Source organism: Blastococcus sp. PRF04-17, assembly GCF_023016265.1.
Classification (GTDB): Bacteria; Actinomycetota; Actinomycetes; order Mycobacteriales; family Geodermatophilaceae; genus Blastococcus_B.
Genome location: NZ_CP095412.1, coordinates 2,059,650 through 2,078,992, shown reverse-complemented (window position 1 = coordinate 2,078,992; position 19,343 = coordinate 2,059,650). Strand labels below are relative to the sequence as shown.

18 protein-coding genes and 1 other RNA gene are annotated in these 19,343 nt (G+C 70.6%); 12 read left to right on the top strand and 7 right to left on the bottom strand.

Going from position 1 to position 19,343, the window contains the following annotated elements:
• Positions 1-2: 2 nt before the first annotated feature.
• Positions 3-926: an NADP-dependent oxidoreductase gene (locus tag MVA48_RS10555; RefSeq protein WP_246988615.1), complete on the top strand. Its 924-nt coding sequence runs from the start codon at positions 3-5 to the stop codon at positions 924-926.
• Complete coding sequence (locus tag MVA48_RS10550; RefSeq protein ID WP_246988613.1) at positions 923-1,819, top strand: amidohydrolase family protein; 897 nt, start codon at positions 923-925, stop codon at positions 1,817-1,819. Before MVA48_RS10555 ends, MVA48_RS10550 begins: the two co-directional genes overlap by 4 nt.
• Before the next feature lie 37 nt (positions 1,820-1,856).
• On the opposite strand, the gene MVA48_RS10545 is transcribed toward MVA48_RS10550, so the two are convergent.
• Positions 1,857-2,348, bottom strand: coding sequence for a hypothetical protein (locus tag MVA48_RS10545; protein WP_246988612.1), 492 nt, complete (start codon positions 2,346-2,348; stop codon positions 1,857-1,859).
• Between the two features lie 340 nt (positions 2,349-2,688).
• On the opposite strand from MVA48_RS10545, the gene MVA48_RS10540 reads away from it, so the two are divergent.
• From MVA48_RS10540 to MVA48_RS10505, 8 genes are all read left to right on the top strand, one after another.
• Entirely contained in the window at positions 2,689-2,955 is a 267-nt protein-coding gene (locus tag MVA48_RS10540; protein ID WP_246988610.1) for a VOC family protein, read from the top strand.
• 30 nt (positions 2,956-2,985) lie between these two features.
• On the top strand, positions 2,986-3,348 hold the full coding sequence (locus MVA48_RS10535; RefSeq protein WP_371821238.1) for a VOC family protein: 363 nt from the start codon (positions 2,986-2,988) through the stop codon (positions 3,346-3,348).
• Positions 3,349-3,391: 43 nt separating this feature from the next.
• On the top strand, positions 3,392-4,384 hold the full coding sequence (locus MVA48_RS10530; RefSeq protein ID WP_246988607.1) for a GNAT family N-acetyltransferase: 993 nt from the start codon (positions 3,392-3,394) through the stop codon (positions 4,382-4,384).
• A gap of 17 nt (positions 4,385-4,401) precedes the next feature.
• A complete protein-coding gene (locus tag MVA48_RS10525) occupies positions 4,402-6,948 on the top strand; it encodes an SLC13 family permease (RefSeq protein WP_246988606.1) in 2,547 nt (848 codons plus the stop codon).
• Positions 6,949-7,118: 170 nt separating this feature from the next.
• Complete coding sequence (locus MVA48_RS10520) at positions 7,119-8,318, top strand: magnesium and cobalt transport protein CorA (RefSeq protein WP_246988604.1); 1,200 nt, start codon at positions 7,119-7,121, stop codon at positions 8,316-8,318.
• A 27-nt stretch (positions 8,319-8,345) separates the two neighbouring features.
• The gene (locus MVA48_RS10515; RefSeq protein ID WP_246988602.1) at positions 8,346-8,759 is read left to right on the top strand and encodes a protein-tyrosine phosphatase family protein; all 414 of its coding nucleotides are present in this window, start codon (positions 8,346-8,348) and stop codon (positions 8,757-8,759) included.
• Between the two features lie 76 nt (positions 8,760-8,835).
• Positions 8,836-9,213, top strand: a transfer-messenger RNA (tmRNA) gene (ssrA, locus tag MVA48_RS10510).
• A 683-nt stretch (positions 9,214-9,896) separates the two neighbouring features.
• Positions 9,897-10,319: a hypothetical protein gene (locus MVA48_RS10505; RefSeq protein ID WP_246988600.1), complete on the top strand. Its 423-nt coding sequence runs from the start codon at positions 9,897-9,899 to the stop codon at positions 10,317-10,319.
• A 406-nt stretch (positions 10,320-10,725) separates the two neighbouring features.
• Here MVA48_RS10505 and MVA48_RS10500 read toward each other — a convergent pair whose 3' ends face one another.
• Positions 10,726-11,097, bottom strand: a complete 372-nt coding sequence (locus MVA48_RS10500; protein WP_246988598.1) for a hypothetical protein — start codon at positions 11,095-11,097, stop codon at positions 10,726-10,728.
• 471 nt (positions 11,098-11,568) lie between these two features.
• Here MVA48_RS10500 and MVA48_RS10495 point away from each other — a divergent pair, with 471 nt between their 5' ends.
• Both MVA48_RS10495 and MVA48_RS10490 read left to right on the top strand, forming a co-directional pair.
• Complete coding sequence (locus tag MVA48_RS10495) at positions 11,569-12,444, top strand: hypothetical protein (RefSeq protein WP_246988590.1); 876 nt, start codon at positions 11,569-11,571, stop codon at positions 12,442-12,444.
• Positions 12,441-13,931: a hypothetical protein gene (locus MVA48_RS10490; RefSeq protein WP_246988588.1), complete on the top strand. Its 1,491-nt coding sequence runs from the start codon at positions 12,441-12,443 to the stop codon at positions 13,929-13,931. Before MVA48_RS10495 ends, MVA48_RS10490 begins: the two co-directional genes overlap by 4 nt.
• 459 nt (positions 13,932-14,390) lie before the next feature.
• Here the strand turns inward: MVA48_RS10490 and MVA48_RS10485 are convergent, their stop codons facing one another.
• The 5 genes from MVA48_RS10485 to MVA48_RS10465 all read right to left on the bottom strand — a co-directional run bounded on the left by MVA48_RS10485 (position 14,391) and on the right by MVA48_RS10465 (position 19,324).
• A complete protein-coding gene (locus MVA48_RS10485) occupies positions 14,391-14,864 on the bottom strand; it encodes a hypothetical protein (protein WP_246988586.1) in 474 nt (157 codons plus the stop codon).
• 13 nt (positions 14,865-14,877) lie between these two features.
• Entirely contained in the window at positions 14,878-15,300 is a 423-nt protein-coding gene (locus MVA48_RS10480) for a DUF2000 domain-containing protein (protein WP_246988584.1), read from the bottom strand.
• Positions 15,301-15,445: 145 nt separating this feature from the next.
• Complete coding sequence (locus MVA48_RS10475; protein ID WP_371821237.1) at positions 15,446-16,771, bottom strand: IS256 family transposase; 1,326 nt, start codon at positions 16,769-16,771, stop codon at positions 15,446-15,448.
• Positions 16,772-16,828: 57 nt separating this feature from the next.
• On the bottom strand, positions 16,829-17,968 hold the full coding sequence (locus tag MVA48_RS10470; protein WP_246988580.1) for a hypothetical protein: 1,140 nt from the start codon (positions 17,966-17,968) through the stop codon (positions 16,829-16,831).
• Positions 17,969-18,364: 396 nt separating this feature from the next.
• Complete coding sequence (locus MVA48_RS10465; RefSeq protein WP_246988577.1) at positions 18,365-19,324, bottom strand: LysR family transcriptional regulator; 960 nt, start codon at positions 19,322-19,324, stop codon at positions 18,365-18,367.
• Between the last annotated feature and the right edge of the window lie 19 nt (positions 19,325-19,343).

Below are 19,343 nucleotides of genomic sequence, written 5' to 3'. Positions count from 1 at the left end.
ACGTGAGGGGCATCGCGTACGACCGGTTCGGCGACGAGAGCATCCTCCAGTTGCGTGACGACCTGCCCGACCCGCCCGTCGGGCCGGACACCGTCCTCGTCCGCGTGCACGCCGCCGGCGTCAATCCCGTCGACATGGCGATCCGGCAGGGCCTCCTGGCCGGCGCCTATCCGCACCACTTCCCGATCGTGCCCGGGTGGGACGTCGCGGGGGTCGTCGAGGCCGCCGGTCCCGCGGTGGTCACGTTCCGGCCGGGGGACGAGGTGTTCGGCTACGTCCGCCGGGACGACATCCAGTGGGGGACGACGGCCGAACTGGTGCCGGCACCGCAGCGGTGCCTGGCGCACAAGCCCGCGTCGCTGTCCTTCGCCGAGGCGGGCGCACTGCCCCTCGCCGGCCTGACCGCGTACCAGGCGCTGACCGAGGCGCTCGACGTCGGAGAGGGCGACCGGGTGCTGGTGCACCGGGCGGCGGGTGGGGTCGGGTTCAACGCCGTCCAGATCGCGGTCGCCCTGGGCGCGCACGTCGTCGGCACGGCGAGTCCGCGCAACCACGGATTCCTGGCCGACGCCGGCGTCGCCGAGGCGCTCGACTACGACGCCGGCCCGGTCAGCGCCCAGCTCTCCGAGCCGGTGGACGCCGTCCTCGACCTCGTCGGTGGCGACACGCTCGCCGACGCCCCGAAGCAGGTGCGCGACCCCGCCCGCATCGCCTCCGTCGTCGACCCGGTCGTCAACGAGATGGGCGGGCGCTACGTGTTCGTCCGCCCGGATCAGCACGACCTCGAGGAGCTGGCCCGGATGGCCGACGCCGGTCAGCTGCGGGTGCCCATCGCCAAGGCGTTCCCGCTCGAGCGGACCGCCGAGGCGCAGCGACTCGTCGCCGGCGGGCACGTGCGCGGCAAGGTCGTCGTCACCCTGCGATGAGCGTCCTCCCGCCGGCCGACGACGAGGACGTCCCGAGGTACTGGCGCGAGCTCGGCCTTCCCGGGCTGGTCGACGTCCACGTGCACTTCCTGCCCGATCCGGTGCAGGCCAAGGTCTGGCGGTACTTCGCCCTGGCCGAGACCCACTACGGCGCCGGTTGGCCGATCACCTACCAGCTGCCCGTCGAGGAGCGGCTCGCCGTCCTGGAGCGGCTCGGGGTCCGGGCCTTCCCGACGTTGCCGTACCCGCACAAGCCGGGCATGGCGGCGTGGCTCAACGAGTGGTCGGCGGGCTTCGCCGCCGGCCGGCCGCAGGTGCTGCAGTCGGCCACCTTCTATCCCGAGCCGGCGGCCGCCGGATACGTCGCCCAGGCCCTGGACGACGGCGCGCGGGTGTTCAAGGTGCACGTGCAGGTCGGCGACTTCGACCCGCGGGATCCGCTGCTCGACGACGTCTGGGCGCGCCTGGAGGAGACCGGCACTCCGGTGGTGATCCACTGCGGCTCCGGCCCGCTGGCCGGTGACCACACCGGCCCGGAGCCGGTCACCGGCCTGCTGGAGCGGTTTCCGCGACTGCAACTGGTGATCGCCCACCTCGGCATGCCCGAGTACCGCGAGTTCCTCGACCTCGCCGAGCGCTACGAGCGGGTGCACCTCGACACCACGATGTTCGCCACCGACTTCACCGAGCGGCTCATGCCGTTCGACCCCGCCGAGCGGGCGCGGCTGGCCGCGCTGCGCGAGAAAGTGCTGCTCGGCAGCGACTTCCCGTCGATCCCGTATGCCTACGCCCACCAGTTACAGGCACTGCACCGACTGGAGCTGGGCGAGGAGTGGCTGCGCGCCGTCCTGTGGCGGAACGGCGCACGCCTGTTCACGATCGCCGGACAGTAGGAAGCGCCGCCTTGGTCGCACCACAACCGCATCCTAGTTAGGCGCTGCTCGTGGAGAGTAGGCCCTTGGCCACTCTCGGGAACAACACGATGTGGAAGAGGCCACCGAAGAGGGTGCCTAAGGTGAGGTACATCGTGAAATCGCGCGCGTCCGCTTGGAACAGGTAAGAGAAGAGCGCGATAGAGCTCGCCGCCGCGATGAGGAGGGTGAGTAGACCGACGCCCCTGGTCGGCAGGAGAAACTCAAGAACTCCTAGGAAAAAGAATCCCACAATGAGGCCCAACAGCATTCCCCAGAGGTTGAAGGCAGGGAGGGACTGGACGTTGAAGTCCAAGTCGTCAATGCCGGGTATGACCACCACGCAATAGGCAGCGAAGAGAACGACGCCTGCCCAGAACCCTGCTCTTGCGGACAGGCGACTCTCTTCACCTTGCACCATCGCCGGCAGGCGGGCCGAGATCAGGAAATACAGGAGAAGAATCGCAGGGATGAGTCCATAGATGATTACCGCATAGAGAACCTTCAGCATGCGGATCCCCCGAGTTATCGCAGCTGTCCTGCCGCTGACTTGAGTAAACCGACGGTAGGCTGGCGTGGAGCCAGCAAAGGTGCAATACGGATCGATCCCGTACTTCGAGAACAACCTCCCGGGGAGCGTGGCGTTTCCCTACGGGCTTGTTTCGTTACGGCGAGTGCTGACGACGGTGACTGCGCCGTCCTGTGGCGCAACGGTGCACGGTTGTTCACGATCGAGGGGTGACCCCCGGGATCCGACTCGTCGCGCCAGTGCTCGGGACGCCGGACCCGCCGGGACTGGCCCGCTTCTACCAGCGGCTGTTGGGCTGGCCAATCCGCGATCACGAGCCGGAGTGGGCGACGCTGCGCCCGGCGGCGGCAGCACGGGCCTGTCTTTCCAGCTGGAGCGGCAGCATCAGCCGCCGGTGTGGCCGCCGGAGCCGGGCACACAGCAGATGCAGCAGCACCTCGACTTCCAGGTCGACGACCTCGACGCCGCGGCCGCGGTCGCCGAGGAGGCCGGCGCCCGGCTGCTGAACACCTACACCAAGCCGCACGAGATGGTGCGGACCTACGCCGACCCCGCCGGGCACGTCTTCTGCCTGTTCGTCCCGAGGTGACCATGTCACGAAGCGGGGCCGAGAGCCACGCTGACCGCCGCCGTCCTGGGTACGCCCGACCCCCAGGGCCTGGCCCGCTTCTACCAGCGGCTGCTCGGCTGGCCGCTGCGTGACGAGGGGCCGGAGTGGGCGGCGCTGCGGCCCTCCGACGGGGGCACGGGACTGTCCTTCCAGCGGGAGACCGACCACGTCCCGCCCGTCTGGCCACCCGAGTCGGGCACCCAGCAGATGCAGTTGCACCTCGACATCGAGGTCGACGACCTGGCGGCGGCGGGCGCCCTCGTCGAGGAGGCCGGCGCCCGGCTGCTGAACACCTACACCAAGCCGCACGAGATGGTGCGGACCTACGCCGACCCCGCCGGGCACGTCTTCTGCCTCTTCGCCCCCAAGTAAATCGGCTGGCCGCGTCGGGTGCGGCTGCCTAGCCTCGGGGTCCGTGACCGGACTTCCCGTGCTGCCGGAGGGCTTCGCCGTCCGTCCGATGACCCCCGACGACGCCGCCCCGGTGGCCGCACTGCTGACCGCGTCGGAGCAGGTCGACAAGACCGCCGAGCACTTCTCCGCCGAGGACCTCACCGAGTGGTGGACCGGCTGGCAGGCCGACCTGGGCCGCGACGGCATCGCCGTCGAGGACGCCGACGGCATCGTGGTCGGATACGCCCTCGCCTTCGGGCCGCCCACGTTCCGCGACACCTACCGGGTCTACCTGGAGGGCCGGGTGCGCCCGGACCGTCGGGGGCTCGGCATCGGGCGTGCGCTGCTGGGCTGGCAGCTGGAGCGCGGCACCGAGGTGCACGCCGAACGGCAGCCGGCGGCTCCGGGCAAGCTGGTCGTCGGGGTGCCCGAGACGATGCCGTCGCTCGAGGCGCTCGTGCAGCGGGCGGGCCTCACCGCCGAGCGCTGGTTCCGCGACATGGAGCGGTCGCTGGACGAGCTGCCCGAGCCGCGCCCCGTGCCGGGCGTCGACCTCGTCGCGTTCAGCTGGGACCGGGACGACGAGGTGCGCCGGGCGCACAACGCGGCGTTCACCGAGCACCACGGCTCCAGCGAGCGCGACCCCGAGAGCTGGACGCGCCTGTTCACCGGCCAGCGCGCGTTCCGGCCCGAGCTGTCCGTGCTCGCGGTCGAGGACGGCGCAGTGGTGGGCTATGTCCTCACCTACGAGTTCGAGGCCGACACCGCGGCGACCGGGTTGCGCAAGGTCGACCTGGGCCAGATCGGCGTCCTGCCCGGCGCTCGGGGACGCGGCCTGGCGTCGGCGGCCATCGCGGCGGCGCTCCGGGCCGCCGCCGCGCAGGGCTACGTGGGTGCCGGCCTGGGTGTGGACACCGAGAACGTGACCGGGGCGATGCGGCTCTACGAGAACCTCGGCTTCGCCGCCGTCCGCACCCAGGTCTCCTGGTCCCGATCCCTGGAACCGCTGCGCTGATCGTTACTGTGCGGCGCATGGTCAGCGCCGATCGGTCCGCGTCCGTCCTCGACCCGAAGGCGGTGGCCCGCGCCCACCGGGCGGTCGACCCGCTGCACTCGCAGCTGTACTTCGCGCCGGAGCATGACGCGCACTTCTCGGCGATCGGCCTCAAGCCGGGGCGCATGTCCTACTTCGCCGGGCGCGCGGCCCCGATGGGCGCGGTCGGCGCCGGCGTGGTCACGGCGACGTTCTTCAACTTCTCGCCGTCCCTGGTCGCGCACATGATCCCGCGGGCGTGGACGCTGGCGACTCCCGAGCAGGTGCTCGCAGCCCGCCTCGACGCGGCGCGGGCGTCCCTGACCCGCCTGCTCGGTGACGCGGCCGGCTCCCCGGAGGTCGCCGAGCTGGCGGACCTGCTGCGGGAGGCGTGCGCCGTCCTGACGCCCGAGGGCCGGCCGCTCTACGCCGCGCACGCCGACCTGCCGTGGCCCGAGGAGCCGCTGCCGGCGCTCTGGCACGGCGCGACCCTCCTGCGCGAGCACCGGGGCGACGGGCACATCGCCGTCCTGCTGCACGCCGGGCTGACCGGGCTCGAGGCACTGATCACCCACACGGCCACCGGTCGCGGTTTCACCGAGCCGGCCGCCAAGGCGACCCGTGGCTGGCGCGACGAGGAGTGGGCCGCGGCCTGCGCCGCGCTCGCCGACCGCGGCCTGCTCGACGACGCCGGCCTGACCGAGGACGGCCTCGACCTGCGCGCGCACATCGAGACGCAGACCGACGCGCTGTCGGCCGACCCCTGGCTGCTGCTGGGCCCGGAGCGCACCGACCGCGTCCTCGAGCTGGCCAAGGGCCTGTCCCGCCCGGCTGGTCGAGGCCGGCGCCTTCGGGGGTGGGATCTTCCCGGGTCGCTGAACGGGGGCTGCCTCCTTATCGTCTGGGACGTCCCGACAGGGGAGGCAGCCATGACCGCGACGGAGCGGGCACAGGTCCACCGCACCGACGTCGACGCGGCCTTCCGCGGCAGCGCCACGTATCGGAGCCTGGGGGAGCAGCAGCTCAGCCCGGCCGAGGAGCGCTTCGAGAAGGGCCGGCGGACCGTCGGCCTCTTCCTCGCTCCGGTCGTCACCATCGTCTTCGCGCTGCTGCCCCTCGACCTGCCGCGCGACCAGCACCTGCTGGCGGCGGTCCTGCTGGGCGTCATCGTCCTGTGGATCACCGAGCCCGTGCCGATCCCGATCGGCGGCCTCATCGGGGTCGGGGCGATCGTCGTCCTCGGCGTGGTGCCGTCGGACGACGCCCTGGCCCCCTTCGGCTCGCCGACGGTGTTCACCTTCATCGGCGCGTTCATCCTGGCGGCCGCGATGCTCAAGCACGGCGTCGCCCGCCGCTTCGCGATGTTCATCCTGTCGCTGAAGTGGGTCGGCGTCTCCACGGCGCGGGTCGTCATCGCCTTCGGCCTGATCACGGCCGTGCTGTCGGCCTTCGTGTCGAACACCGCGACCGTCGCGATGCTGCTGCCGACGGCCCTGGGCATCCTCGCCGTGATCGCCAAGCTGCTGCAGGACAAGGAGCTGGTGAAGCCCGACTTCGACCCGCTGCGGCTGCGGGTGGGGGTGGCGCTGATGCTCATGCTCGCCTACGGCGCCAGCGTCGGCGGGCTGCTCACCCCGGTCGGCACACCCCCGAACCTGATCGGCCGCGGGCTGATCGAGGAGGCGACCGGCGAACGGATCGGCTTCCTCGACTGGATGCTCATGGCGCTGCCGATCTGCGCGCTGATGTTCGTCGCGCTCGCCGCGGTCCTGCTGCTGCTCAACAAGCCCGAGATCAAGCGCATCGAGGGCGTCAGCGAGTACGTGCAGAAGGAGCGGGCCGCGCTGGGCCCGATGTCACGGGCCGAGCGCAACACGCTCGTCGCCTTCGGCGTCACGGTCTTCTTCTGGATCCTGCCCGGCATCTTCGCGCTGGTCGTGGGCACCGAGTCCGACGTCTACGCGACCATCAGCGACCGGCTCGACGAGGGCATCGTCGCCGTCCTCGGGGCGGCCCTGCTGTTCCTGCTGCCGACGGACTGGAAGAGCCGCGAGTTCACGCTCAACTGGAGCGACGCGGCGAAGATCGACTGGGGCACGGTGCTGCTCTTCGGCACCGGCATCATCTTCGGCTCGCTGCTGGCCAGCACGGGGCTCGCCGAGCGCATCGGCAGCGCGTCCGCCGACACGCTCGGGCTCACCAGCACGTTCGCGATCACGATCTTCGCCGTCATCCTGGCGATCATCATCAGCGAGACCACCTCGAACACGGCCTCGGCAGCGGTGGTCGTGCCGATCATCATCCCGGTGGCCGTGGCAGCGGGGATCAACCCCTTCGTGCCCGCGCTCGCCGCGACCTTCGCGGCGTCCTTCGGGTTCATGCTCCCGGTCTCGACGCCGCAGAACGCGATCGTCTACGGCTCCGGCGTCGTGCCGATCACGAAGATGATCCGGTCGGGCATCTCGTTCGACGTCCTCGGGGCGCTGCTCATCGTGGTGCTGCTGCCGGTCATGGTCGACCTGGTGCTGGGGTCGGTCGGCGGCTGAGCGCCGACGCGCGTTCACCCGTCCGGGGAGGCGGACTGGACACCGCGTGTCACCATGGACGACGGCCCGGCGACGGACCGGGCCCCGAGCGGGAGGAGCCGTCGCATGCGCAGCGAACCTCCCAGTACCGCTCCTCCGGTCCTCCCGGCCTGACGTCCCGCGCTGAGCGCGTGGACCCGGCGAGGACCTTCGCCGGCACCCTCGTCCTCCGCGCCCTCCGGGAGTCCGTCATGACCGAGCGCCGCCTCGCGCCCCTCTCCGCCCTCACCACGCTGACCCGCCGTCCGGCTCGGGCCGACGTCGCGGTGCCCGTCACCCGGGTCGCCTCGCTGCCCTCGCCACCCGGACGGTCCCGCATCGTCGACAACGCCGTCTACTCCGAGGGCCGGCGGGTCGCGACGCCCGCGTCGGCCGCCGAGAGCCTCGAGGAGCTCGCCGCGGGGGAGGACCGCCTCGCGTGGCTGGGGCTCTACCGGCCCGAGCCCGGCGAGCTGGGGGAGCTGGCTGAGCTCTACGACCTGCCCGAGTTGGCCGTCGAGGACGCCATCAAGGCGCACCAGCGGCCGAAGTTCGAGCGCTACGGCGACACGTTGTTCGTCGTCCTCAAGGCCGCCCGGTACCTGGACGAGGCGGAGGAGGTCGAGTTCGGCGAACTGCACCTGTTCCTCGGCGTGGACTTCGCGATCACGGTGCGGCACAGCGAGTCGCCCGACCTCTCGCGGGTGCGCCGCCGGCTGGAGAGCGAGCCGGCGCTGCTGGCCAAGGGCAGCGAGGCCGTGCTCTACGCGACCCTCGACGCGGTGGTGGACGGATACCGCCCGGTCGTCGACGGGCTGGCGACCGACATCGACGAGATCGAGACCGAGGTCTTCCGAGGCGACCCCGGGGTGTCGCGGCGCATCTACGAGCTCTCGCAGGAGGTGCTGGAGTTCCAGCGGGCCGCGGTGCCGCTGACCGGCATCCTCGCCGCGATCACCGCCGGCTTCGACAAGTACGGAGTCGACGAGGACCTGCGCAGTTACCTGCGGGACGTCGCCGACCACGTCGTGCAGGTCAACGAGCGCGCCGAGGCCTTCCGGCTGCAGCTGCGCGACATCCTGACGGTCAACGCGACGCTGGTCGCCCAGCGCCAGAACGAGGAGATCCGCGAGCTCACCGAGGCCTCGATCGCGCAGGGCGAGGAGGTCAAGAAGATCTCGGCGTGGGCCGCCATCCTCTTCGCGCCGACGCTGGTGGGCACCGTGTACGGGATGAACTTCGACCAGATGCCCGAGCTGCACTGGGCGTGGGGCTATCCGCTCGCACTGATGCTGATGGTCGGGGTCAGTCTCACGCTGTACGTCGTCTTCAAGCGCCGCGACTGGATCTGAGGGTCCGCCGGCGCACACACTCGTGCGGTGGCGGACGACGGCTGGGCGGCGGAGGAGGGCGTCGTCCGGCTGCCCGGCGGTGCGCTCGTGCGCGGCCGCCGGCTGAGCGGGTCGCCGAGCCCGGCCGACTTCGCCATCGTGCTGGGTCGGGGGCCCACTCCGCCGTGGCCCTTCCGCCAGGTGGTCTGGCCGGATTTCGGGCTGCCGCGCGATCCGGACGACGCGCTCGACGCACTGCGCGAGGTGCATGCCCGGGCGTGCCGCGGCGAGCGGGTGGAGGTCGCCTGCGGCGGCGGCGTGGGCCGGACGGGCACGGCGCTGGCCGCGCTCGCCGTGCTGGACGGGATGGACCCGGCGGACGCCGTCGCATGGGTCCGGGCCACCTACCACCGCAGGGCGGTCGAGACCCCGTGGCAGCGGTGGTGGCTGCGGCGCGTCTGAGCGACGCGTCGGACACCACCCGCCGGGGGGAACACCGTGACGCCGGGAGCCGTTAGGCTTCCTGCACAACTACACAGGGGGTGAATGGTCTCGACTTCGGTCGGGTGACCAGGGGAAGCGAGCCGAGGAAGGCAACGATGAGCTCGTTAACCACGCGTTGCAAACAACACAAGCGCCGCTAATACGCAGCGCGACTTCGAACTCGCTGCCTGATAGCAGCTAGTTCGGGTCTGTCAGCCCGGGTTTCGTCATCGGCCCGGATCCTGGCATCAGCTAGATGACTCACCGTGCGTGCCGGTCGCGGGCGTGCACGGGACACCGCACAGCGACTGGGCCCGTCACGTCGACTTGTCTGCGTGATCGACGGGGTCGAGCAGAGGCAAGGCAGACTGCGCTCGGAGAAGCCCTGGTGATGCGTCGAAGGACGCGGGTTCGATTCCCGCCACCTCCACCCCGGGGTGCTGGCGAAAAGCCAGCCCCTAGTTGGCGAAAAGCCGGGGCCACCGCGACTAGCGGTGGCCCCGGCTTTCGTCGTCTACGGGCCCGCATCATCCGGTGGTGCCCTCAACCGCATGGCTGCCCACTCACCGAGTGCTTGCACCGTCCTACCTACGTCTAGCCGGGTATGGCATTGCACGCAGCGGTGCCAGATCGCCGGGGCTGACGGCCATCAGGCGCGATGCGCTCAGGTGCTCAAGGGGGGACTTCGACACGTTGGGGTGGGCGATTTGCTGACGCCAGGCCGTGACCGGTGGGGAGTGCGGGGTCCTCTCTGACGACGAGGCGCACGACCTGGAGAACCTGATGCGCGCGGCTGGTCTTGTGCCCGAGGCCTTCGCCTCCGCCCACGATGACGCGGGGAGGAGACCGACTAACGAGCACCGTGACCCGGCTGCACCCCGCCGCGGGCCCGACGACGGACGGTATTAGCTTTCCCAGGTTTTCGCTGACATTGCTAATACCGGCAGGTCGCGGCCCCGTTGAGGCCCGATCGTCAGGACCCGGCCGTGTACGGCCGGTGCGGGAATCCGAAGTGCGCGGCGGCCCCTCGGGTTGACCTGCCAGCGGGCGGGCGACGATCCGCTTACCCCGGGCGCTTCCTTCGCCCGGGGCTCCTCGTGTGCGGAAGGTGGTCCAGTGACCGGGCCCCGCTCGGCCATGCAGGCCCGGGCCGCCCAGCGGCGGCGGGCCGCCCTGCGCCAAGCGTTGCTCGAGACGCGGGCGTTCTCCGTCGTCGAGCTCGCTAGGCGGCGCGGACAGCCCGAGGCGGCAACCCGGCTCTGGCTGGCCCGCCGGCTCGGCGACCAGCGGCTGTTCACGGTCCCGCACGACGGGCAGGAGCTGGTCCCGGCGTTCCAGCCAACCGGCCCTGGCGAAGACCTCGAGCCACGGCCGGAGCTGCAGCCGCTGCTTGTGGTCCTGGCCGGCGCCGACCTCGGCGGCTGGACGATCTGGACCTGGCTGACCCAACCGTCCGGGCTCCTGTCCGGCCAGCGCCCGGTCGACGTCGCGGTGATCGACCCGACTCGTGCGCACCGGGCCGCCGAGAGGTTCGCCTAGACCACGCCCGCCGCCTGAGACACGGAAGGCCCCGACCGTCGCGAGGACGGCCGGGGCCTCCGGGCACCCTCAGCGGGTGCGACGCCCTTGCGGGCGCGGCGGCCGGGACGAGCCCCGCCGCAGTCAGTGGCGCCGGACGGGCGGTTTCGCCGCCGCATTGGACTGATCGGCGCTACTGCCGCAGGACTTGAGCGGTGGCGGGCCGTCTCCTCCCGACGGGTGGGGCGCACACGACAATGGCCGCCGGGTCATGCCCGGCGGCCATTTCGCGTGAAAACCGGCCCGACCGTCGCCTCTCGGCGAGTGGCCGCTCGTAGCGGCAAGTAGTGGAGCCCGCGGGACTGTCACCGGGCCGGCACCGCTACCAACGCGATGCGACCCGCGGCATTCCGGCCAGCGGCCGCCGTCAGGGCAGCGGCCAGCCCATGTCGGGCTGAAGCCAGTCGGGCTGCCGCGGCCCCAGCCGGAGCCGGTGCAGCACGGTGTCGACGCCCTTGTCGCCCCATCGGTAGCGGGTCAGCGCGGCGAGCCCGCGGGCGATCTCGCGGGCCTCGGCGACGTCGCGGCGCAGCGCGGTGATGACCTCGCCCAGGGCCTCGGGCGCCGGGCCGGGTGCTCGGTGCGGGCACTGCTGGTCGGCATCGGAGGACAGCAACTGCAGGCACTCACTGGCGTCGAGGAGAACGACCTGGCAGAACGGCAGCGGGGTCGCCTCGACCTCGAGCGCATCGAATAGCCGGTCGGCAGCCTGTTTCCAGTGCTCGTCGGGCTCGGTCACGTGGAAGGTGTAGCAGCGGCCACCGACTCTACTTCGGCATCGACGAGCAGAAGATGCGCTGGGTCGTCGACCACGTAGGCGTCAAGCTCCACGGCGTCTGATCTGGAGGCGTGTAGGGCCAGCCGACCAGAGTCGGCTGGCCCCGTGCGCTCAGCGGTGGTGGTGCAGGCTCCTTGTGTGCCTGCGCGGCGTCCGTCCGCATGAGGAGGTCCGCAGATCGGCCGCAGTGGGCTCGGCTCCGGCCGACGATCACGGGGTGAGCGTCTCCGCGGCGGTGACAGCCTTGCCCTTCGTGCACCTGGAGCGGGCCACGGCCGGGCCACGGCGCGCGCAGCGCTGAAGATCGGAGGTTCGTGCGGTCATCCGCGGACCCGCAGCTCGATCGAGTGAAGCGCGTTCCGACAGTGCCGATACCTGTCGGGGGTGACGGCGAAACTGGGGCCCTTAGACCTGGACACGGGGGAGGCCTGGGTGGGGATCGCGATCTTCGACGCAGCGGAACTGGCGAAGGAGAACCAGCGTCGCCACCAGCAACTGTCGCTCCGTGCGCCCGAGCTGGAGCGCTTGGACCAGGTCGAGTTCGCCCGGCTGGACAGGTGCCGGGCCCAGGTCTACCGGTTCGCGCTGGTGCCTTTCCGCGACGCGTTCTCGCGGTTGAAGAGCGTGGACCTGGCCGAACTGGCGAGCATCGAGCCGGCCCTCGCTGCGGACAAACCAACCGTGGAGCTGCGGGAGGTGCGCATCGACGTGCTGGGCATCGTGGCGTCGATGGCCGGGGGGCTGACCGCCGAGTCCGGCACGGATTCGGCGGCCGCCGCCACCGTGGGCAAACTCGCCGCGGTCTCCACCCGTACGGCGATCTCCGCGCTCTCCCGCGCCACTGCAACCACCGCCCGCGGCAGCCGCGTCCTTGCGGCCGCGCGAGTGCCCGCCAGCCTGCGGCCGCTGCCGGCGCTGGTTGCGATGGGGGTGTTCATGGAGTTGCAGGGTCGCGTGATGCTGCGCGAGCAGCGTGAGGTCGCCGCTGGCCTCGACCAGTTGGAGATCGCGGAGAAGTCCAGCTCTGCGGCGCGTGCCCGCAGCGAGCAGGTGCGTGGCGTGCTGCGAAGGCTGCAGCAGGAAATCAACCGGCGTCTGCCTGGATTCGTCGGGCTCATCGACGGCAACGGCGAGTACGCGACCTACACCGCCGAGCAGCGCGAGCAGGTGGCGGTGATGGTTGCACTGGTCAGCACCACCGTGGACGTGTTCGCCGCGCCGCTCATCGACGAAGACGGTCTGGTCACCGATCTGTCTGCGCGGATCGTTGAGGACGCGGAGCGCCGTCTGATCGGGCTGGCCGCGTGAGCGTCCCGCCGGCATGGTGCGCGGCTGATGTCCGGCGCCGACCACTGCTGCCTGGCGGGGCCGATGCGGCGCTGTGGGAGCTGGCCGACGAGGGCACCCGGCGCTTGGCGGCGGAGACGGTGGAGACGCTGCGTATCCGCGAGATCGTGGTGGACCTGGCGGCGCGGTACGCCAACGTCGGTCTTGCCATCCGTGCGGGTCACCTGTTCGAGGTGATGCACGCGTCCTCGTTCAACCGGGACGCGATCGCGCAGGGTGCCAGCGTCCGAGCCGCGGTCACCGAGTGGATGGCCGGTGGATCGCAGACGGCGGCCGCAGACATTCAGCTGCTCGACGGTGGGCGTCTGGTGGCGGAGGCGCAGGCGAAGCTGGTCGATCGGACGACGGCGCTGGCGAGCGGGGTCGCCCGCAGCTCCTACGACGGCATGCAACGGTTAGTTGCCGGGGACAAGTTGCAGGCGGTTTCGGGCCTGCTGGACCGGCGGCTGACGCTGAACCGGGAGGGGTTGCGCTATGCCGACTACCAGGACGCCCGCGCTCATCTGACCGATCGGCTGCATGCCGCGGACGTCCGCAGCCAGCCGCTGACGAGCGACGCGGTGCACCGGGCCGCCGAGCGTCCGATCGGCTGGGCTAATGCCCAGGTCGCCGGGGCGGTCGGGCACCAGGTGCTGACTGCGGCGGGGGTCGGCGCGGCTGGTGGTGCCGCAGTGGCCGGGGTGCTGTCGGCGGCCCGTTCGGCTGCGAAGGTCCGGGCGGGGGAGACCTCGGCTTCGACCGCGGCCGCCACCGCCGCGGCAGCGACGGCTCGTGGGGCGGTCCGCGGCGGAACGATCGCCGCCCTCGGTGAGGCGGTGCGGGTCGCGGCCCAGGCCGATCTGCTGCCCGACGCGCTGGGCGGGGGCACGCTGCCGCTAGCTTTGGCCCGTGCGGTGTACGGCGTCGCCGAGGCTGGCGTCGCTTTCGCCCGCGGTGACATCGACGCCGGCCAGTTCGCCGCGCGCAGCTGCGAGTCGACGCTGACCGTCGGCCTGGTCTGGGCCTGTGGCTCCGCGGGGCAGACGGTGATCCCGGTGCCGGTGGTCGGAGCGCTCGTCGGCGGCCTGGTCGGCCAGTTCTCGGCCACGGTCATCGTCCAGGGGACGCAGTTCGCGCTGGCGGCGGTGCGGGAGGATCAGCTGCCCGAGGAGCGCATCGCTGTTCTGGAGGCCGAGACCGCCGCGGCGGTGTTCACCGCGTCCGCTCTGGGCGATGCGGTCGAGGCTCTCGGCGCAGAGCGCAATGCGTTCGTGGCGACGACCGTTCTGCCGCAAGTGGCGGGCGCGCTCGAGTCGCTGGCGGGTGCCGGCACCGACGATGCTCTGCACCAGCTGGCTGCGGTGACCCGGCAGTTTGCCGGCCAACCGGTGTTCTGCACCATGGCCGAGTTCGACGCATGGATGCGTGACCCGTTCGCCACGCTCACGCTCGACCCGAACTGGCACTGACCGTTCCGCCATTGGCCGACTTCGACACCGTGATGACGCCGATTGGTCCGCGGGTGTGTTGGTGGGCCTGCGGCCTCTGCTCGCGAGAGACGAGCAGTGGCCTCATCGCCTCTTGCTCCACCATGGCCCAATGCCTGCGTCGAGCTTCCACGTCGACGCGGGCCCCGGCCAGGCCTGCCTTGTCGTCGCGCGCGCCGGGGTGCGGGACGTGCTTGACGCCTGCCCGTCGCTCGCCGAGCACGTCTGCGACGGCGCCGAGAACGCCGAAACGGCTGAGCTGGGTGGCGCATTTGAAGGTCTGGACGCACTTGGAGTACCACCGCGCGTAGCGGTGCCGAGATGGTCGAGGACCGAGAACGCGAGGTCCGCCCGTCCGGTTCGGACGGGCGGACCTCATACGGTGTCGGCCCTACGCCTGAAGGCTTACCGCGTTCTCGATGCCGTTCGATGGAGCCGGCTCTACGTCTCGGAGCGGACCGAGTCCGGCGGTCGCGCGGCGTCCCGGAAGGGCTCCTGGGATGGGCCTGCCGTTGTGCCGGAGCCTGCATCCAGGCTCATCACCGCTTGTGCGACGACGAGGTTCTTGCTGCCGTGGACTGCCGCCCAGCATCGGGCGTTGAGCGCGGCGCGGGCGGCGTCGGCGACGAAGGGGTTCAACGAGGCCGTCATCTTCCGAAGCATGTTGCCGGGCGGTCGCAGTTCCTCGGCGAGAATGCGCCGGACTTCGTCGTGGGTCGGTGGCCTGAGCTCTCCGTTCCAGATCTCCCAGGTCACGGCTTGGATGAGGTATCGGGCGGCTGCCTGGAGCCGGCGACTCTCCAACGAGCCGGCGTTCGGCGGCAGCCAGGCATCCGCCACAGCGACCGCAGCCTCCCACGGGACGGGGGCTGCGACCTCCTGGCCAGGACCGTTCGGTTCCTGGTTCACGCGCATGGGGGCACCTCTCTCAGGCTCGGAACAGAGAGAACTTGCGGGTCAGTGGGGTCAGCAACTCGGCGCTCCCGAACACGGCGACGGCGACGTAGTCGAGATCGTCGGTTGTTGCCGTGCGCGTTGCCTCGACCTGGGCGACGGCGGAGGGGCCGAGCATCGAGGTGACGAACACGTTGTGGGGGAGGCTGGCTTCGGCGGCGCCGTCGCGGAGTCGACGGAGCTGGTTGCCGTTGTCCGCCGAGAGCACGATGAACGGGAACCGGCTGACCTTCGCGGTGAAGCCGCCGGCGGGGCAGGGGTAGTCCAGGAACTCCCCTTCGCCGTTGAGCGTGGCGGTGAGGCCGCTCGCCAGGTGGCCGAGGGCGTTCATGAGCAGCGGGAGCGGGTGGCGCCTGTTCAGCACCGCGGTGAACTTCTTCTCGTTGTCGGTGTACACCGTGTTCCTCCTGGTCGGGGGTGGCGCCCGGCGGAGACCGAGCGCCACCCCGGTCAGCTAGTGGTCAGTTCCTGGCGGTGTTCGCGTTCTCGCGGCTCATGGGGGGTGTCAGCCGGTCTGTGTAAGTGCGTGACCGGTTGATGGGTCAGGCCAGGTCCAGCCGGCCCGGGAACATGATGTCGAACTGGTTGAGTGCCTGCTTCCAAGGGACCCCGCTGCCGCGTCCGGCGGTGGATCGGGTGCTGGTGCGGCCCATCTCCTTGCAGCCCAGGTAGAGCACCTTGATCAGGGCCTCGTCGGAGGGGAAGTGGCCACGGTTGCGGGTGGCCCGGCGGAGCTGGCTGTTGATGCTCTCGATCATGTTGGTGGTGTAGATGACCTTGCGCACCTCCGGGGGGAAGTCGAAGAACGGGATGACCAGCTCCCAGGAGTCGCGCCAGCGGCGGATGATCCCGGGGTTGTTCCGGCCGAAGTCGGAGTCGGCCAGGGCGTCCAGCTCGGCGCGGGCGGCGGCCTCGGTGGGCGCGTTGTAGATCGGGCGCAGCAGGCCGGCGACCTTCTTGCGGTCGTTGTAGCTGACCCAGCGCAGGGAGGCCCGGATCAGGTGCACGATGCAGGTCTGCACCCGCGTGGCGGGCCAGACGGCGTTGATCGCCTCCGGGAGCCCGGTCAGCCCGTCGCAGACGGCGATGAGCACGTCGGAGACGCCGCGGGCCTTGAGCTCGTTCATGACCCGCAGCCAGAACTTCGCGCCCTCGGTGGTCTCCACCCAGATGCCCAGCACCTCCTTGCGGCCCTCGACGTCGACGCCGACGGCCAGGTGGGCGGCCTTGTTGCGCACGGTGCCGCCGTCGCGGACCTTGCAGACCAGCGCGTCGAGGAAGATCACCGGATAGACCGGGTTGAGCGGGCGGGACTGCCACTCGGCGACCTCGGCGTGCACCGCGTCGGTGATCTTGGAGATCAAATCCGGGCTGACGTCCACGTCGTAGATCTCGGCCAGGTGGGCTGTGATGTCCCGGGTGCTCATGCCCTTCGCGTAGAGCCCGAGCACGATCTTGTCGATGCCGTCCAGCCGGCGCTGGCCCTTGCGCACGATCTGCGGCTCGAACGTGCCCGCCCGATCCCGCGGCGTCTCCAGCGCCACCGGGCCGGACTCGGTCAGCACCGTCTTGGGCGTGCTGCCGTTGCGCGAGTTCCCCGACCCCCGGCCGGCCGGATCGCCGGGCTCGTAGCCCAGATGGTCGGTGAGCTCCTCGGCCAGCGCGGCCTCGAGCACCGACTTCATCATCTGCTGCAGCAGGCCGGAGTCCCCGGCGATGTCCAGACCCTCATCGCGGGCCTGAGCGACCAGCCGGCGGGCGAAGTCCTGCGAGACCAGCCGTGGCTCACCAGCGTCACGACGAGGACGGCCGATCCGTCCCCGAGGCCTCTTCTCCGCCGGCACGTCACCATCGTCGACCACCGGCATCTGCACTGCGTCTGTCACTGCGTCTCCTCTCCAAGCCGCGTTGGCTCAGCATCGGAGTCACGCACTTACACAGGGTTCCTGACACGCCCGGCTCATGCCGTCGAAGACGGCGTCGATCGCGTCGGCCAACTTGTAGAACTCGCGGTTCTCCATGCCCTGGCTCTCGCCTCGGTCGATGCGCTGCTGACGGACCCACAGCGACCTCGTCCAGTCGTGCTCGGCCGGGAACAGGTGGTGCAGGTCGTGCACGGGCAGGTCGCCCATGACGACGCCGTAGCGCGTCGGCAGCTGGACCAGCGCCATTCGAGCGGCCCACCGGGCCCAGCCACGGACCTTGGCCCAGCCGGCGAGGTCGCTCGCCGGAAGCGGCTCGAGGCAGAAGCGGCCCCAGGTCCGCGCGGCGTACTCCTCCTTGCTACCGGCCGCGTTCTCGGTGGTGAGCCAGGCGTGCTCCGAGAGGAACTGGAGCAGCCCCGAGACGTGGTAGAGGGGCAGCAACGGGATCACCACCGTGGCAACGAACACCCACGCCGGCATGAGCACCGCGGCCCCGGCCAGTCCTGCCAGCCACGCCGCAGCCGCGAGCCGGCGATGCCACGGCGCTGTCACGAAGTTCGTCCGAATGCGCGCCTGCAGGAAGATCATGTGGAAGCGCGGGGAGGCCACCGTGCGGCGCAGCTGACGCCACAGCGCTCGGGGGGACATCCCCGGCCGGAAGCCCATCTGCATCAGGAACGCGGCGTCGGGGTCCGCCGCGGTCGTGAAGATCTTGCGGCTGTGGTGACCCCGGACGTGGTCCTCGAAGTAGTCCTCCCAGTTGTGCACGAAGGAGGCGGAGCTGAGGACCACCTGGATCGCGTAGTTCTTCTGCTGCGTCTCGGCGATCTCGCGGTGCACAGCGTGGTGACCGAGGACCGCCTGGTCCTTGCGCAGCGCGTTCACGCTTGCCAGCCAGAGCGGCGGCAGCGACACGATGCCCAGGACTGGGTGCGTCATGAGCGTGGCCGCACCGACCGCGATCGCGGCGGGCCACTGCGCCAACGTCAGAGCGACGTTGACGCCGCCGGGTACGACCCGCTTCGGCGCGGCCTGACCGGCGGCCGCCTTGCCGGAGAAGCGGGTCACGAACTGCTGTGCGAAGGCCGGCAGGCGCTTCGCGTACTCCTCCCGGATCGACACGCGAGCGTTGCCTGTCACTGCAGACGCGTCCGCGACCGTGCTTTGTGCGAGCATGAGTGAGCTCCATTCGTGTGCTGTGGAAGGCGGGCGAGGCGGAGCACCAGGGGAGCTTCGACTGCCAGGTCGGGGCTCCCCGCTCCGCGTTCGAGGTGAGTTGGCCGGTGGTGGCACCTCCGGGGTCGGGTCGTCTGAGCGATCGGTCGGAGCGCCGGCGGCGCCCGATCTCCACGATCGCGCACGACCAGGGCGGAGTCGACCGTCACTAAGCACCTTGCATTTGACGGACTTTGCAGGCGTCGGGCAGGCCGAAGAGCGCGCACTTTGTCAGTCATTGGAGCGCGTCGTTGCCAGGCCACGGTTGATTGAGTGGCTGGAAAGTGCTGCTAGCCGGGAGGCCCCCGCTCGCCCTAGCCTCTAGGCACTGACCGCGGCGGCTCCTGTGCTCGCCCGTTCCGCTGCGGCCAACTCCTTTGCCAGTTTGATGAAGGAGGGGACGGGAGCGGGATTGCTCTGCTCGGTCCGCCAGTGAAGCCACACCGGGGTAAGGACCTCATGACCCTTCGCGTCGATGAGTACTGGATGGTGCCGCGACCGAACGACGGCGTAGTCATCAGGGAGCACCGGCACGCCCCAGCCGGCCATCCCCAAGGCTCGCAGGGCCGGGGGGCTGCTGCCCTCGTGGACGACCTTGAGGTCAAATCCAGCTTCGGCGGCGAGTTCCTGCACCTTGTCCCGCGAGAAGTAGGTGCGAGGGGCTGTCAGGAGCTGCAGATTCCGAAGCTCCTCGATCGGCACCTGGTCCGCGCTGGCACGCGGATCTTGCTCGGGGAAGAGCACCACGATGCGCGCGTCATAGGCCTTGATCCCCTCGATGCCGGGGATGTCGGTGTGCGGAGGCCCCATCGCGAAGTCGACGTCCCCGTCCCGCAGTTCCTCGAACAAGGAGCGTCCAAGACCGCGCCTTCGGTCGTCGCGGATCTTGCTCAGGTCGAGGCTCACGTCGGGGAACGAGGAAGCGAACTGTGCGATGAGCCTGGCGAGGAAGCGCTCGAGGTGCACCGGGTAAGCGGCGATGGAGATGACGCCCGTAGATCCCTCGCTGAGGCTTTTCGCGTACGACTCCAGCCGTTCAGCGGCGGCCAGCAGCTCGCGAACCCGGCCTTCGATCAGTCGCGCCGAAACCGTAGGAAACGAGCCCTTACCGCGGACCGAGTCGAACAGCTTGACCCCGAGAGCCGTCGCCAGCTTCTCCAGGTCGGACGAAAACGTCTGGGGTTCGAAGTTGCGCTCCACTGCACCCTTGCGAACGCTGCCAGCCTCTAGTACAGCCAGGAATCGCTCGAGCTGCCTGAGTGTGATGTCGTTCGCGCGCACCCATCCACCTAATGAGGAG